The organism is Rhizobium anhuiense bv. trifolii (genome assembly GCF_024346605.1).
Taxonomy (GTDB): Bacteria; Pseudomonadota; Alphaproteobacteria; order Rhizobiales; family Rhizobiaceae; genus Rhizobium; species Rhizobium anhuiense.
Map to the genome: position 1 here is coordinate 502,524 of NZ_CP098804.1, position 15,472 is coordinate 517,995.

Consider the following 15,472-nt stretch of genomic DNA (forward strand, 5'->3'; position numbering starts at 1 on the left):
GCGAGGAGAGGTTTGCGATGCATTTCCGAAGACGGCTCCCATCGCTGACGGCGCTGGTGACCCTGGAGGCGGTGCTGAGACGGAAAAGCTTCACCACGGCTGCGACCGAACTCGGTGTCACCCAGGCAGCGGTCAGCCGGCAGATTGCCTTGCTGGAGGAGGAGCTCGGCCAGCCCTTATTCGTGCGCAAGCATCGAGCGATCGAGCCGACAACGGCATGCATCAACCTTGGCGCCACGCTGGCCAAGAGCCTTGCCGATATCGCCGAGGGCGTGGAAGCGATCCAGCCGCGCAGCCAGGACGTCGTGACGATAGGCGCGACCGTCGCCTTCTCTTCTTTCTGGCTGCTGCCGCGGCTGGCCGAATTCCGTCGGGCAAACCCTGGCATTCTGGTGCGGGTGATTTCCCAGGACAGCCCGATTGCCCTCGACGATGGAGAAGTCGACGTGGCAATTCGATACGGTGTGCCTCCCTTCAGCGATGGAACCGTCATCGCCTCGCGCGGCGACGTCATTTGCCCCGTCTGCTCTCCCGATTACCTCAGGCGCCGCGAAGATGGTCCGCTGGGCTCCGGTGATGAATTCATCGAAACCGATGTTCTCGATCGTTCCTGGTATAGCTGGGCGCAGTGGTTTTCGCTGACTGGCGCCAATCTCGAGATAAAGCCGTCGCTGCGGTTCAATCATTATACCGAGACCATCGCAGCCGCGCGCGCGGGCCAAGGGATGGCATTGGGATGGCGGATGCTGGTCGGCACCTTTCTGGAGGATGGAACCTTGGTGCAGGCCGATGGCGGCGAGCTTGCCGCCGAGGATCGTTACAACGTCATCGTGCCGGTCAAAGCCAAGCGCAGCAATGCGCGCGACCTTGCCGCCGCCTGGCTGACAGCATCACTGCACGGTTGATCGAAAACTATCGTCACAAACCCAGTCCCACAGTTGCCGTTCGGTGGACGCCTTTCGGGACGAAGGCGAAGCGATCCGCCAGGCCGAGGAAATCGGCGGCCAGGTGAATGACCGAAAGCCACATTTCCGTCCCCTGCAAGCCCGGTTCGCCGCCATCGGCAAACGGGAATCCCTCACCATCCCGCCATCGATCCAGAGCCTTCGATATGAGATTGCGGGCGATCGCTTCGCCATCGGCCCGCCTGTAGTCGGTCTGCCGGGCAATCAGCAGCAGGGGATGAATCGTATCGAGCAGGTTGCAGGCATTGTATTTCGCGCCGACGAAGCCCTTGTGGTTGCGATAGTTGAGGTGAACCGTTTCGAGCGAGGCGTGCGGGTGCGGAAGCGCTGCGCCAAACTGGGCGTAGGTGCCGCGTGTCAGCCGATAAAAACCGTTCACCGGTTGGAGCCATCCTTCCGGCGCAGTCGGCTCGCCCCATAGGCCGGAGACGCTGTTGGCATTGCGGCTCAGCCACTCGAAAAGTTCCTGCCGTGAATGCCGGATGCCGAAATACTTCGCATTGAAGTACATGGCGGTTCCGATCGCATCGACCACGCTGCCGGCATGCCACGCCCGGGTCGACCAGGGCAGGGCGCGCAGCCATTCATCGAGTTCGTCAGCGCCAAGCTCGACCGCGTGGACCGGTTGTCGCGGGCTGGAGCCAAGCAGTTCAAGCGCATAGCCAACCGCAAGGACGTTATAGAGCGCCTTTGGATCATCCCTGAGCGCCTTGCCATGCATGCGCGAATGCTTTTCAGGGAATAGCCCGGTCTCTTGTTCCTGCAGGCCTTGCAGAAGTTCGACGATCGCCGCCGCATCGAGGTCAGGCGGCAAGTGGCCGAACCCGGCAGCGATCTCGATGGCATCGCATAAATGCCGGATCGCCGGTCTGCGGACGCCGTCCGCTTCCAGCGATTCATAGGTTCCCTGCGTTTTCCAGCGTGCAAGGATATCGGGCCATTGGTCTTTCGCTTTTTGGCCGAGCCTGACCAACTGATCTTCGATGTCTCCCGTGCCGGATTTCCTGGGCGCCGAGCCTCGGCTCCGCAGCACCCGGGCCGGCACGCCGCCGGCAACCGACATGGCGGGAATGTCGCCCGTGACGACCGCTCCGGCGGCGATCACCGCACCATTTCCAATCGTGACGCCATCGAGGATCACGCAATTGGCGCCGATCCAGACGTCGTCACCGATCACTATGCCGATGCTGACGACACCCTGGCGGTGGATGGGAATGGCCGGATCTTCGAAGCCATGATTGAAGCCGACGATCGAGGCGTGCGAGGCAATCCGCACGCCATTGCCGCAGGTCACCGTGCCGGACACACAGGCATAGGGATTGATGGTGCAATCGTCGCCAAGGATCACATGGCCGCGGACGAGTGCGTGCCCGGCGATCCAGGAGCGCTCGCCCATCATCAGGCTTTCGGTGAAGATCGCGGCATGCTCGGCGATATAGGACGTCTCAGCAAGCTCCGCATCGCATGATCGCCGGAGTTCCGCCTTGCGGGCCAGGTGGGCTGGATGACGGAGGTCCGACGCAATGTGTTCCCAGGTCAGGTATTGAAGCCTGCGCGCTTCCCGCTCTTCGCTCGCCGATATGTGATGGCTGTTGGCGTGATCCATCCTGCTCCTCATTCTCAGGTTCAGCCGCTGAATATTCGTCTGCCTTCAGCGATCCATTGCCTCGCTGCATCAGACTGCCTGATCCGTTTAAAAGCAAGACATCCGACACGCGCCGATCATCGGCAACGTGCGGAGCAACCGGAAACCGTGAGATCGAGTTATGCCGCGCTCAGAAGTTCAGCGCTAACCGGCATTCCCATATGAAAGCCCTGGACACGGTCGATGCGAAGATCCTTGAGAAGGGAAAATTGTGCTGCAGTTTCGACGCCTTCCACCAGGATCGTATTCCCACGATTGCGGATGAGAGCAATCATGTCCTGAAGCATCATCAAACCGCGTGGGTTCGAGCTGTCGTGCAGGAAGGTTCTATCGACCTTGACCGTCTGAAACTCGATTGCCCTCAACCAGGAGAGACCCGCGAAGCCGCAGCCGAAGTCATCAAGCCAGATTTCGACGCCGAGTGCCCGCAGATCGGCAATGCATTTCAGGACCTCCGATTGCATATCCATGTCCAGGCCCTCAGTGACTTCCAAGGCCAGTCGCGACCCGCAGACCCCGCACCGAGCAAGGATATCAGCAACGCTGGCAGCAAAGCCGGGGGAACGCAGTTGTATTGGCGACACGTTGACGCTGACGGTAGCCATCCGATCGGTCATCAGTATATCACGGCATGCCGTCTCGATCGCCCACCTGCCCAGTTCGAGGATAGCGCCACTTCGTTCTGCAACGGGAATGAACGTCTTCGGCGAAACCGCGGTGCCGTCCGGCATCCTGAGGCGCATCAAAGCCTCGACAGCTCTAGGTTTCTCGTTCGTCACGTCGAAGATCGGTTGGTACACCAGCGAGACCAGTTTGCGATCAATGGCGGCCGCCAGCAGCGGGACGAGTTTACCAGCATAGTCGTCGGGGCGAGGCAACAACGGATCAAAACTACGAATGCAGTTTCGGCCACTTGCTTTGGCATTGTAGAGAGCGAGGTCGGCTTCACGGACTATTCGTTCAACTTTCTCTCCAAGTTTCTCGCGGGTGAAGGCGACGCCGATGCTGACGGTTACGATCGACATATCATCTGGTCGCTCGTCGTGAGCAATCGCCAGAGACTCGACTTCCATTCTGATCTTCTCGGCGAGAGTCATCGCGACCTTGGGGAGGGCAGCCGGCACGACCACGATAAATTCCTCGCCACCATACCTGCCGATCATGCCATCTGACGACTCTACAAGTGCCTTCAGCGCATTGGCGATGACAGTCAGGCATCGGTCTCCTTCCTGATGTCCGTAGCGGTCATTGAAGCGTTTGAAAAAGTCGACGTCGATGAGGAACACGGAGAAGTCGCGGCGTTCGTCTTTCCAAGCGGCCCAGCATTCGTCGAGTCGCCGATCCAGCGCGCGTCTGTTGCTTATGCCTGTCAGGTAGTCAGTATGTGAAAGCTCGAGCAGGGACCTTCCGCGCTCGGACGCTTCCCAGTGCTGGTGGCGCGCCTCCGCCGCGTTCAGCAACACGTTTCGACGCTCCACGTTCAAGCGCCAATTGACGAAAGACGTGAAGACAAAGCACGAAATGTAGAACAACCCGAAGGCAAGCTTGTAGGTTTGGCTTGAAGGAAAAAATTCCTCGATCGTAACGAAAAATGCGCATAGAACGAGGCTCGAGGTGATCACCGAAAGCCGAAACGGGAAACTGAAAAAGAGGTTGGCGCCCATCATGAAGATGGCGCCGAATATCATGTAGTATGACATGGCGGTGACATCGCGGGTGGCAATCGCCGGGTACAGCCAGCCCACATAGCCCACAAGCAGTGCAGCGGCACATGTGATGTCAAGCCAGACGGTTTTCGCATTTGCCAGTCGCAAGATTTCGAAAGTCAGCAGAGCGACCGTTGCAACGACGAATCGCGCGGCGATCGTCACAGGGGCAACATCGGGGATCAGCCATCGGTCTGGAAGTGCGAAGGCCACATAAACGGCGACCGCCATCCAAAGACCATGCCGTGAGCTCTGCCTTCGGACAGCATCATTTTCAGATTTCAGAGACTTGAGGGCCTCGGCAAATGAAAAGCTGGCGGTTGGTTCGTCGCGCTGGACGTTAGCGCAAGCCGCGATCATGCAACAACACCGGTCTGACAACGATCTAAAGTAAGTTGAAAAGTAAGCCATACTTCGGCGCCCTCCAAAATCACGTTCGGCAACCTGCAACCGGTTTGTCTTATTGCTTAGCTTTGTTAGAGGGGTGGCATCTGACCCGCAATAGTAGAAATACCCTTATCCCGTGTAGATTCTAGTCGCATCCTATTTCGAGGTTGATTATGCTTAATGCTATGTCAAAGAGGTCTCGAAATGGTACAAAGCCTGGTCTTGGACGGTGAAAGTCTTGTCGCGCCAGGTGAAATTCGTCGGGCGGCAAGGAGGCTTGCTGCCCCAGATCCCGGCCACCTTATCGTTGCGAGTGCCGAGCTTGCCCTCAGCCTTGACGTGTCGATCCGTCAGTTCAAATCCGGCGTCGAGCCTCATGCGATCATCGAGCGTCTGACCGCCGCCTTGCATCAGATACGGCGGCGCTTTCATCCGGAGGTATGGGACGTCATCGTTCCGATCGCGCAATCTCATCCAGTTGCTCACTATCTTCATCAAGATCCATTGACCCGCTGGTCGTTCGAAAAGCCGCGCGGCTATTCTGGCGACGCACGCCTTCTCGACTTCATCTACGGCAGACCTGAGATTGAGGACGCTGTCTTATCGGCCAGCAACTTGGGCCGTTCGATCTACGCCTACACTCGAAATGCTTCGTCATCCCTAGCGGTAAGGGAGCGTCGAGACATTCTGGCTCGCCGCGTTGACGAAATCGCTTCGGCGCGGCCTGGTTCCACCGAAGTCCTCGCCATCGCGGCGGGGCATCTTCGTGAGGGGCCTTTGTCGCACGCTCTCGGTGCCGGCGCGATCAAACGCTGGGTGGCTTTGGATCAAGACCCGATGAGCGTTGGAACCGTAGCCCGCGATTTCGCCGGCACATCCGTCGAGGCGATGAGCGGTTCGGTCAAATCCCTGATCGGTGGAAGACATGCGCTGGGAATGTTCGATTTCGTCTATGCCGCGGGTCTCTACGACTATTTGCCGGACCCGGTCGCCGTAAAGCTGACCAAGAAGTGCATCAGCATGCTCAAGCCTGGCGGCACATTCCTGTTCGCCAATTTCTCTCCGGAGACGGAGGTCGATGGCTATATGGAGACATTTATGAACTGGGCGCTGCTGTTGCGGTCAGAACGAGAGATGGGCTTGATCGCCGGTGAAAGCGTGACGGGGACGGATATGAAGGTGTCTGTTTGGTCCGGCTCAAACCGCAGCATTGTCTACTGTGAAATTCAAAGACCGCATTAGGCCCCACGTTGGCTCGACGGCTTGCCGAACTTCAGCGCCTGCTCGGCCGCCAAGGTCGCGCTGCGCTGGACAACGGGCGCAACATGCTGCGCCCCTTGCTCATCGACGGTTGCCGAGGACTGTTACCGAGCGCTGTCGATGATTGCGCCGCCGTCGGGGGTAAGGCTGTAGCCCGTGATGAACTGCGAATCCTTGCTGGCCAGGAACAGCACCACCGGCGCAATGTCGTCTTCCGGCGAGCCGAAACGCGCGAGCGCGCTCATCGGCGGAGGAACCTCCTTTTCCGCAGCCCCCCAGGTGTCGGCGATCGGCAGGACGTTGTTGACGGTGATCTTGTCCGCACCCCATTCGCGCGCCGCCGTGCGGGTCAGGGCGCGCACCGCCTCCTTGGCCATGTTGTACGGACCATAACCAGCCAACCCGCTGGTGCCGGCCATCGAGCCGAAATTGATGATCCGGCCTTCTCCGCTTTCCCTCAGATGAGGATAGCAAGCCTGCATGAAGCGCAGATAGGCGATCGGCCCAGTGTCGAAGTTGCGTTGCAGTTGTTCGACTGAGAGGTCGATGACCGACGACAAGACCGCGGAGCCATCGAAAGCATTGTTCACGAGAATGTCGATGCGGCCGTAGGCAGCGACAACCTTGTCCACCGCGGCCGTGATCTGATCGGCCTCTCCGACGTCGCAGACGGTGCCGAGTGCTGCGCCGCCCGCTTCGACGATTTCAGCGACAACGCGTTCGACGCTTTCGGATGTCCGCGAAAGAATTGCGACCTTCGCGCCTTCGGCCGCAAACAACTTTGCCGTGGCACGGCCAATGCCGCGGCTTGCGCCTGTGACGATGGCAATTTTTCCATTGAGTCGACCCATTTCTATCTCCTTGATTTGGGTTGGGATTATCGGACCTCAGTGCGCAGTGGCCTGGACGTAAGGGGAGGGGACGTCGCGGGCGTCGTTCTGCGTCATGAATGAGGTGACCAGCAGCGCCAGGCCGACCGCCGCTGGCAGAGCGCCGGCGGGTTTTCGAACGCCGACATGGGCGAGGCCCGACAGCAGCAGGTGAAAGAAGATGCCGGCATAGGCGAGATCGCTGAGCGGCACGCTGACGCGGGAAAGGATCGCGGCCGGGCCGAGAACCTTGATGATGATCATGAACGGAATGAGATAGGAAGCTTGGAATCCGAGTTCCGCCAGAACCTGGCGAACCCAGTCTCGCTTGGTGACATAGATGGCGGCTGAGGCGAGGTAGAGCACGGATAGAAGCGCCGTGCTGATCCAGTACACGTAAAATTCAGGCATGAGTTCATCCCTGTCGCTGCCCACGCAGCAACATTCCTCTCGTCGAGTCTGTCGGTTTGTTTTTGGGAGGCGCCTTTCTGCGCTCCCTTGTGCACGCAGAGAAATGTCGTCTAAGATTCATATTTGCAAGTAGGATGAATTACTTGCTGTTAGTATGGAAAAGCAGACCATGGTTGAAGAAGAAGGCAATATGCATGAGGAGATGCGTCGCGCATTCGCGTTGCTTTCGGGAAAATGGAAGCTGGAAATCATGTGGCTGCTCAATCAGCGGGTCTATCGGTTTGGCGAATTGAGGAAGGCTATTCCCGGCATCACCCAGCACATGCTGACGGCGCAACTTCGTGAGCTCGAAGCAGACGGCCTCGTGTCCCGCACCATCTTTGCGGAGGTTCCTCCGCGCGTCGAATATGAGATCACACAAAAGGCGCGGGGCCTCGGCCCCACCATGGAAGCTTTGACGGCATGGTGGAACGAGTACGGCAAGAGCGTGCCGGTGAAGCCGAGCGCACGCGGCCGGAAAGCCAGGGCATGATGCTGAAAAGTGCGCGCGGTCTTGAACTGCGCCGGGCCGGTCGCCGGCAATAGGTTCACGAAAGACTCGAACCGAACTTGTCCCAGCCTTCCTTGATCGTCTCCATCGCGACATTGGTCGATGTGTTGGCAACGTGGGGCAACGTCGAGATGCGCTCGCCGAGGACGCGGCGGTAGCGGCCGATATCGCGTGTGCGGATCTTGAGCAGATAGTCGAACCTGCCGGCGATCATGTGGCACTCTTCGACTTCCCTGATCTTCTTGATGGCGTCGTTGAAGCTTTTCAGCGCATCTTCGCGGGTATCGGAAAGCTTCACCTCGACGAAAGCGATATGGTCGAGCTGCATTTTCGATGGATTGAGGACGGCCTTGAAGCCCTCGATATAGCCGTCGCTGATGAGCCGCTTGAAGCGGATCTGGCACGGCGTCTTCGAGAGGCCGACACGCGCCGCGAGATCGGTGATCGACAGTCTGCCGTCCTCGGCAAGAGCCGCGAGGATTTTTCTGTCGAACTGGTCCAATTCACTAAAGATGTCAGGTTCAGTAGCCATTTTAACTCTCAAGAATGCTTTAATAAGTTCATACAGGCTGAAAGCTGCGAAAATCAAGTGAGATCGCGATCGGCGATCTGTGATACCTTATGCATCGGCAATGGGATGGAAGGCGCAGGCGCTCGACGCATCGTCGGGATCGCATCGGCGCCGCAGGAAAAATGGGGTCACGCATGCGTAGGGAAGAACCGGATGACGATCAGAAGCTGGACCTGCTCGCTCACTACCGGCCGGTGGCGATAAGAGCGGTTGCAGCGGCGCTCACCCTCAAGCGCAACAGGCCGGATGCGCGTCCGCTTCGCGAGACGGAATATTCCGGCCCTGTTGTCTCGGACGACGCTGACTGGGACGATGAACCCGGCGTCTCATTCATCCGTTAAAACCAGATATCGACCGATAGGGACCTTCATGTTGAACGCAGCGATCGACACTCCTCCATCCAAAGACCCCGCCGACGGAGCGCCGTTCTCGGCCTTTGCGCCACCGATCCGGCCGCAATCCGACCTTCGCCAGGCGATCACGGCAGCCTATCGCCGGCCGGAAACCGAATGCCTGCCGCCACTGGTCGCCGCCGCGCGCGTCTCCGAGGCGAAACGCTATGACATCCGCAGCACGGGCCGCAGCCTGATCGAGGCCTTGCGCGCCAAGCACAAGGGCACCGGTGTCGAAGGGCTGGTGCAGGAATATTCGCTCTCCAGCCAGGAAGGCGTGGCGCTCATGTGTCTTGCCGAAGCGCTGTTGCGCATTCCCGATACCGACACGCGGGACGCGCTGATCCGCGACAAGATTGCCGAAGGCAACTGGACCTCCCATATCGGCGGCGGAAAATCCCTGTTCGTCAACGCCGCCACCTGGGGTCTCGTCGTCACCGGCAAACTGACATCGACGGTCAACGACCGGAGCCTGTCGGCAGCCCTGACGCGGCTGATCGCGCGCGCCGGCGAGCCGGTTATCCGTCGCGGCGTCGATATGGCGATGCGCATGATGGGCGAGCAGTTCGTCACCGGCGAGACGATCGCAGAGGCGCTGAAACGCGCTCGGCCGCTCGAAGCGCGCGGCTTCCGCTATTCCTACGACATGCTGGGCGAAGCCGCGACGACTGCCGCGGACGCCGAGCGTTATTTCAAGGATTATGAAAAGGCGATCCACGCCATCGGCAAGGCGTCGGACGGGCGCAGCATCTATGACGGCCCAGGCATCTCGATCAAGCTTTCGGCCCTGCATCCGCGCTACGTGAGGTCGCAGGCCGACCGGGTGATGGGAGAGCTGCTGCCGAAAGTCAAGGCGCTGGCCGTTCTCGCCAAGACTTATGATATCGGCCTCAATATCGATGCGGAGGAGGCTGATCGGCTGGAGCTTTCGCTAGACCTCCTCGAAGAGCTTTGCTTTGCCCCGGAGCTTGCCGGATGGAACGGGCTGGGCTTCGTCGTGCAGGCCTATGGCAAGCGCTGCCCCTTCGTCCTCGACTACATCATCGATCTGGCACGCCGGTCCGGGCGCCGGATCATGGTCCGTCTCGTCAAGGGCGCCTATTGGGATGCGGAGATCAAGCGCGCCCAGCTGGACGGTCTCGACGACTATCCGGTCTATACCCGCAAGATTTACACCGACGTCGCCTATGTCGCCTGCGCGCGCAAGCTGCTGAACGCGCCCGATGCGGTGTTCCCGCAATTCGCCACGCATAATGCGCAGACGCTTGCCACGATCTATCACCTGGCCGGTCCCGACTTCGCGGTCGGCAAATATGAGTTCCAATGCCTGCATGGCATGGGCGAACCGCTCTATGACGAGGTCGTCGGCAAGGAAAAACTCGACCGGCCCTGCCGCATCTATGCGCCTGTCGGAACGCATGAGACGCTGCTCGCCTATCTGGTGCGGCGCCTTCTCGAAAACGGCGCCAATTCCTCCTTCGTGCACCGCATCTCCGATCCGAATGTCTCGGTCGAGGCCCTGGTCGCCGATCCTGCCGAGATCGTCGCAGCCATGCCCGTCGTTGGCCTTCCGCACATCCAGATCGCCTCGCCAAAGGCTCTTTACGGCCGTGCCCGCGCCAATTCCGACGGCCTGGATCTCTCGAATGAGGCCACCCTCCTGGACCTGTCGCAGGCGCTCGCCTCTACCGCGGCTGCCCCATGGCGTGCGCTTCCCCTCCTTGCCGACGGCTCGACGGATGGGGTGACGCGCGAGGTTCTCAATCCTGCCGATCACCGGGACGTCGTCGGCACGGTCACGGAAGTGAAGGTCGAGGAGGCAGCCCGTATCGTTGCGATGGCCGCGGAACATGCGCCGCAATGGGCGGCCGTGCCGCCGGCCGAGCGTGCGGCCTGCCTGGATCGGGCGGCCGACATCATGCAGGCCCGCATCAAGACGCTGATGGGCATCGTCATGCGCGAAGCCGGCAAATCCGCGGCCAATGCCGTCGGCGAGGTGCGCGAGGCGATCGACTTCCTGCGCTACTATGCCGATCAGGCACGCAAGACCCTCGGGCCGTCGCATGCGCCGCTCGGCCCGATCGTCTGTATCAGCCCGTGGAATTTTCCGCTGGCGATTTTCACCGGACAGGTCGCCGCGGCCTTGGTGGCCGGCAATCCCGTGCTTGCCAAACCTGCCGGCGTCACGCCGATCATCGCCTCGGAGAGTGTGAAGATCCTCCACGAGGCGGGTGTGCCGGTGGGTGTCCTGCAGTTCGTGCCCGGCAGCGGCCGCCTCGGCGCCGGCATGGTCGGGGCTCCGGAAACGGCAGGCGTCATGTTTACCGGGTCGACCGAAGTGGCTCGTATGATCCAGGCGCAGCTGGCAGAACGGCTGTCGGCGACCGGCAAGCCGATTCCGCTGATCGCCGAGACGGGCGGTCAGAACGGTATGATCGTCGACTCCTCGGCATTGGCCGAGCAAGTGGTGGCCGACGTCATTGCCTCGGCTTTCGACAGCGCCGGCCAGCGCTGCTCTGCACTTCGCGTTCTCTGCCTTCAGGACGATGTGGCCGACAGGACCCTCAATATGCTGAAGGGCGCCTTCCGGGAACTGACGATCGGCCGCACCGATCGGCTGAGCATCGATGTCGGCCCTGTCATCAATGACGGCGCAAAGGCGGAGATCGACCAGCATATCGAGAAGATGCGCGGCGCCGGCCGCAAGGTGGATCAGCTGCCGCTGCCCGAAAGTGCCGCGGCGGGGACGTTCGTTCCGCCGACGATCATCGAAATCAAGTCCTTGTCGGACCTGACGAGAGAGATCTTCGGACCGGTTCTGCATGTCGTCCGCTTCAAGCGAAACGGGCTCGACCGCTTGATCGACGACATCAACGCATCGGGTTACGGCCTCACATTCGGACTTCACACTCGGCTTGATGAAACGATCGCGCATGTGACCAGTCGCATCAAGGCCGGAAACCTCTACGTCAACCGCAACATCATCGGCGCGGTCGTCGGCGTGCAGCCTTTCGGTGGTCGCGGCTTGTCAGGCACAGGGCCGAAGGCCGGTGGTCCGCTCTATATCGGCCGGCTGGTGCAGCGTGCGCCCGTGCCGCCGCAGCAGGACTCCGTTCACACGGATCTCGCCCTTCGCGACTATATTGTCTGGCTCGACAAGAAGGGCTTGCCGGGTGAGGGGGAAGCGGCGCGTGGATATGCGAGCCGTTCGGCACTCGGGCTCGAACGCGAGCTCACCGGTCCGGTCGGGGAGCGCAATCTCTACGCGCTCCATCCCCGCGGCCGTATTCTTATCGTGCCGCAGACGGAAGGCGGGCTTCATCGACAGATCGCCGCAGCCCTTTCAACGGGCAACCACATCGTCGTGGATGCGGGTTCCCTATCCAAATCGGTCCTGGCGGACCTTCCGGCGGCTGTCGCCGGCCGGATTTCCTGGACATCGGATTGGGAAAAGGACGGGCCGTTCTCGGGTGCGCTCGTGGAAGGCGATCGCGAAAGGGTTCTGGCCGTCAATCAGAAGATCGCTCACCTGCCCGGTCCGCTTCTGCTGGTCCAGGCGGCGACAACCGAGGAACTGGCAAGCGACCCCGAGGCCTATTGCCTGAATTGGCTGCTGGAGGAGGTGTCGACGTCGATCAACACGGCGGCTGCCGGCGGCAATGCAAGTCTGATGGCCATTGGCTGAGCAGCAAAACGAGGGCGCAAAAAATGCGCCCTCGGCCGCGTCTTGCAGGTCTCGATTAACTCGAGACGGAAAAGAGGTCCTCTTCCCGGGATTCAATCTCGATGCCTCGGCTTATCAGAGCGACGGGCGGCGATCCCGTCGCGACACGGTATTGGTGGCGTGAGGACAGACGATTGGAAAGGTAGTTTCAGGCAGGATTCGCACTGGTGACCCAACGATGCGGTTTACTGCTAAGAGATTGGTGTTCATCTGCCTCGTCTGGAGCGACCGTCGCCGGGCTCGAGGTCGTACTTACAGGCCGTTATCGGTGACCGCTGCTCAAGCGCAGCGAGGAGTTGCTTGCAGGTCCGCGGGGAGCACGATCTCCTTTCCCATACCGGCGGGCCTTACTGCGATTCACGTCATGCCGGTGGAGGGAGATTCAGTCGAAGAAGCCCGCATCCTCTTCCCTGAGATATCTCCTGGCCGCTTCGGCGTCGATATCCAGCCCCAGCCCCGGCGCTTCCAGTAGGTCCACCATGCTGTCCTTCACGATCTGCGGCGGCAAGCCGACGACCAGATCCTCCCACCAGGGGTCGGAGGCGGTCGGATATTCGAACGCGATGTAGTTTGCCGGCAAGGTGGCGCAGACATTGATCAACGCGCCGAGCCCCAACAGGCCGTTGGCGGTGCCGTGCGGCGCCATCAGGATCGAGTGCATGTAGGCGTGTTCGGCGACCCATTTGAGTTCGGCAATACCGCCAATATCGGCTGGATCGGGGCCGATGACGCGCACCGCCTGCGTCTCGATCAGTTCCTTGAAATTGTGTCGCAGGTAGATCTGCTCGCCAGTGTGGATGGGCGTCGAGGTGGAGATGGTCAGTTCCCGATAGGCCTGCGGATTGACCCACGGTACATAGTCGCCAGTCAGCATGTCCTCGAGCCACATCAAATTGTACTTCTCGACCGCGCGAGCGAATTTGATCGCATCGGGCAGCATCCAGCCCGGGCCGCAGTCGAGCGCCAGGCTGACTTTGTCGCTCAGCACTTCCTTCATCGCGATCACGCAGTCGAGCATGTGATTGAAACCGCGCTCGCTGATCACGCCCTGATCCATAGCACCGTGATAGCCGGCCTTCTGCTGCGTCACGCCGTAGTGGAAGCCCTCAATGGTGTCCTTCATATTGGAGTGGAACGAGATTCCTTGCTTGATCATGAAGAAGTTCTGCGGCTGCTCCATCATCCATTTGACGTCAGCGGCGTAATCTTCCGGCCGGTCGCCCGTGCGTTTCCGGCGGATCGAGCCGTTGTAGACGCGCACCTTGTCGCGCACCTTGCCGCCGAGCAGTTTATAGGCGGGCACGCCCGCGGCCTTGCCGGCAATGTCCCACAGCGCATGCTCGATAGCGCTCACCGCCGCACCGTACGGCTTGAATGAGCCGCGTTGGCGGATCTTCAGCATCACTCTCTCGACGTCGGTCGGGTCCTCGCCGATCAGCGCCTCACGGAAATGCAGCACCCAGGGCTTGAGGTAGGACTTGGTGAACTCGACTTCGCCCAAGCCATAGAGACCCTCGTCCGTGACGATGCGAACGATCGGGTGTTTGCCGATAACGGCGCATCGCAGATCGGTGATCTTCATCTTGGTTCCTTTTCGCCTCAGCTCCAGGTGCGATCCCAGGAATATTCATCGTCCCAGTGATCCGTGGGCTGCCAGATGCCGGTGACACCCGGCTGTAGATGCTGCGAGATCACCTCGTCGACGACGTCGTCAATTCCCAGGCCCGGCTTGTCCGGAACAGTGATAAAGCCGTCCTTCACGAGCGGCTTGGGAAGGCCGGTGACGATATCGTCCCACCAGTCGACATCGACAGAGTGGTATTCGAGCGCCATGAAATTTTCGGTCGCGGTCGCCACATGTGCGGCAGCCATTGCGGCGATCGGACTTTCCGCCATGTGGATCGCCATGGCGACACCATGGTCCTGCGCCATATCGCCGATCTTCTTGGTCTCGAGGATGCCCCCGCTGGTGAGCAGGTCCGGATGGATAACGGAGAGGCCGCTGCTCTTGAGCAGAGGCTCGAAGCCCTCCTTGAGGTATATGTCCTCGCCGGTGCAGATCGGCACCGTGGTTGCGTCCTGCAGCTGTCGGTACTGCTCGGTGTACTGCCACGGGATCACATCCTCGAGCCAGGCTGGCACGTATTTTTCGATACGCCTGGCGAGGCGAATGCCGTTCTGCACTGAGATGTGGCCGATGTGGTCGATGGCGAGCGGAATATCCATGCCGATGACCTCACGAACCTCGGCAATGTATTGCTCAAGGAAGTCGAGGCCCTTGTCGGAAAAGTGGAGGCCGGTAAACGGGTGCGGGACGTTATGCACATCGTATGCCGCGTTGCGGATGCGCCGCTCTTCAATGGTCTTCAGCGGGCCGCGGCCGGGGTGGTCGCGGTATCCTTCAAGCGAGCCGGCAGGAGACACGACCGCACCCGGCACATCCGCAATCTGCATCAGCCCCAGATCCATCTTGAGGAAGGTGAACCCCAGCTCCATGCGTTGCTTGAGGCGCCTGCCGGTCTCTGTGCCGCTCGGCACGGTGGCGTCGGTGTCGCAATAGACGCGCACTTTCTCCCGAAACCGGCCGCCGAGCATCTGGTAGATGGGGACGCCATAGGCCTTGCCGGCAAGATCCCACAAGGCGATTTCAACCGCCGATACGCCGCCGCCTTGCCGCCCGTGCCCGCCGAACTGCTTGATCCGGCGAAACAGGCGGTCGATGTTGCAAGGATTCTCGCCAAGCAACCGGCTCTTCAGCATCAGCGCGTAGGTGGCGCTGGCACCGTCGCGCACCTCGCCAAGCCCGACGATACCCTGGTTGGTGTAGATCTTGAGCAGCACTGAGGTGAACGGCGCGCCGACAATTTCGGCTACCCGCATATCGGTAATGCGAAGGTCGGACGGCTTGGAATGCGTATTCACCCGATTGAGCGCTTCGTCGGCTTCATCTGCCTCTGGCATGATTTATCCTCGTTCTGTCGGCGGGTTCGCC

12 protein-coding genes are annotated in these 15,472 nt (G+C 60.5%); 5 read left to right on the plus strand and 7 right to left on the minus strand.

All coding sequences use genetic code 11. The features are described from left to right. The first annotated feature begins 17 nt into the window (after window positions 1-17). Complete coding sequence (locus NE851_RS34070) at window positions 18-905, plus strand: LysR substrate-binding domain-containing protein (RefSeq protein ID WP_254962505.1); 888 nt, start codon at window positions 18-20, stop codon at window positions 903-905. Between the two features lie 13 nt (window positions 906-918). Here NE851_RS34070 and NE851_RS34075 read toward each other — a convergent pair whose 3' ends face one another. Next, window positions 919-2,571, minus strand: a complete 1,653-nt coding sequence (locus tag NE851_RS34075; RefSeq protein WP_254962506.1) for an acyltransferase — start codon at window positions 2,569-2,571, stop codon at window positions 919-921. A 158-nt stretch (window positions 2,572-2,729) separates the two neighbouring features. Further along, complete coding sequence (locus NE851_RS34080; RefSeq protein ID WP_127431815.1) at window positions 2,730-4,727, minus strand: putative bifunctional diguanylate cyclase/phosphodiesterase; 1,998 nt, start codon at window positions 4,725-4,727, stop codon at window positions 2,730-2,732. Between the two features lie 180 nt (window positions 4,728-4,907). Between NE851_RS34080 and NE851_RS34085 the strand changes: the two genes are divergently transcribed. Beyond that, complete coding sequence (locus NE851_RS34085) at window positions 4,908-5,945, plus strand: class I SAM-dependent methyltransferase (protein WP_028756995.1); 1,038 nt, start codon at window positions 4,908-4,910, stop codon at window positions 5,943-5,945. A gap of 122 nt (window positions 5,946-6,067) precedes the next feature. Here NE851_RS34085 and NE851_RS34090 read toward each other — a convergent pair whose 3' ends face one another. Both NE851_RS34090 and NE851_RS34095 read right to left on the minus strand, forming a co-directional pair. Next, on the minus strand, window positions 6,068-6,814 hold the full coding sequence (locus NE851_RS34090; protein WP_063473474.1) for an SDR family NAD(P)-dependent oxidoreductase: 747 nt from the start codon (window positions 6,812-6,814) through the stop codon (window positions 6,068-6,070). Between the two features lie 36 nt (window positions 6,815-6,850). Further along, entirely contained in the window at window positions 6,851-7,243 is a 393-nt protein-coding gene (locus tag NE851_RS34095) for a DoxX family protein (RefSeq protein ID WP_097544994.1), read from the minus strand. Window positions 7,244-7,397: 154 nt separating this feature from the next. Here NE851_RS34095 and NE851_RS34100 point away from each other — a divergent pair, with 154 nt between their 5' ends. Continuing rightward, entirely contained in the window at window positions 7,398-7,775 is a 378-nt protein-coding gene (locus tag NE851_RS34100; protein ID WP_028756998.1) for a winged helix-turn-helix transcriptional regulator, read from the plus strand. 55 nt (window positions 7,776-7,830) lie between these two features. On the opposite strand, the gene NE851_RS34105 is transcribed toward NE851_RS34100, so the two are convergent. Further along, window positions 7,831-8,325 carry an Lrp/AsnC family transcriptional regulator gene (locus NE851_RS34105; RefSeq protein ID WP_063473475.1) on the minus strand — a complete coding sequence of 165 codons (495 nt, stop codon included), beginning with the start codon at window positions 8,323-8,325 and terminating at the stop codon, window positions 7,831-7,833. 173 nt (window positions 8,326-8,498) lie between these two features. On the opposite strand from NE851_RS34105, the gene NE851_RS34110 reads away from it, so the two are divergent. Together NE851_RS34110 and putA are read left to right on the plus strand one after the other, a co-directional pair. Continuing rightward, window positions 8,499-8,705, plus strand: coding sequence for a hypothetical protein (locus tag NE851_RS34110; protein WP_047619595.1), 207 nt, complete (start codon window positions 8,499-8,501; stop codon window positions 8,703-8,705). 28 nt (window positions 8,706-8,733) lie between these two features. After that, window positions 8,734-12,441 carry a trifunctional transcriptional regulator/proline dehydrogenase/L-glutamate gamma-semialdehyde dehydrogenase gene (putA, locus tag NE851_RS34115; protein WP_254962507.1) on the plus strand — a complete coding sequence of 1,236 codons (3,708 nt, stop codon included), beginning with the start codon at window positions 8,734-8,736 and terminating at the stop codon, window positions 12,439-12,441. 421 nt (window positions 12,442-12,862) lie between these two features. On the opposite strand, the gene NE851_RS34120 is transcribed toward putA, so the two are convergent. Together NE851_RS34120 and NE851_RS34125 are read right to left on the minus strand one after the other, a co-directional pair. Then, window positions 12,863-14,062 carry a mandelate racemase/muconate lactonizing enzyme family protein gene (locus tag NE851_RS34120; protein WP_127431813.1) on the minus strand — a complete coding sequence of 400 codons (1,200 nt, stop codon included), beginning with the start codon at window positions 14,060-14,062 and terminating at the stop codon, window positions 12,863-12,865. A gap of 17 nt (window positions 14,063-14,079) precedes the next feature. Next, entirely contained in the window at window positions 14,080-15,441 is a 1,362-nt protein-coding gene (locus tag NE851_RS34125) for a mandelate racemase/muconate lactonizing enzyme family protein (RefSeq protein WP_048338738.1), read from the minus strand. Window positions 15,442-15,472: the final 31 nt, after the last annotated feature.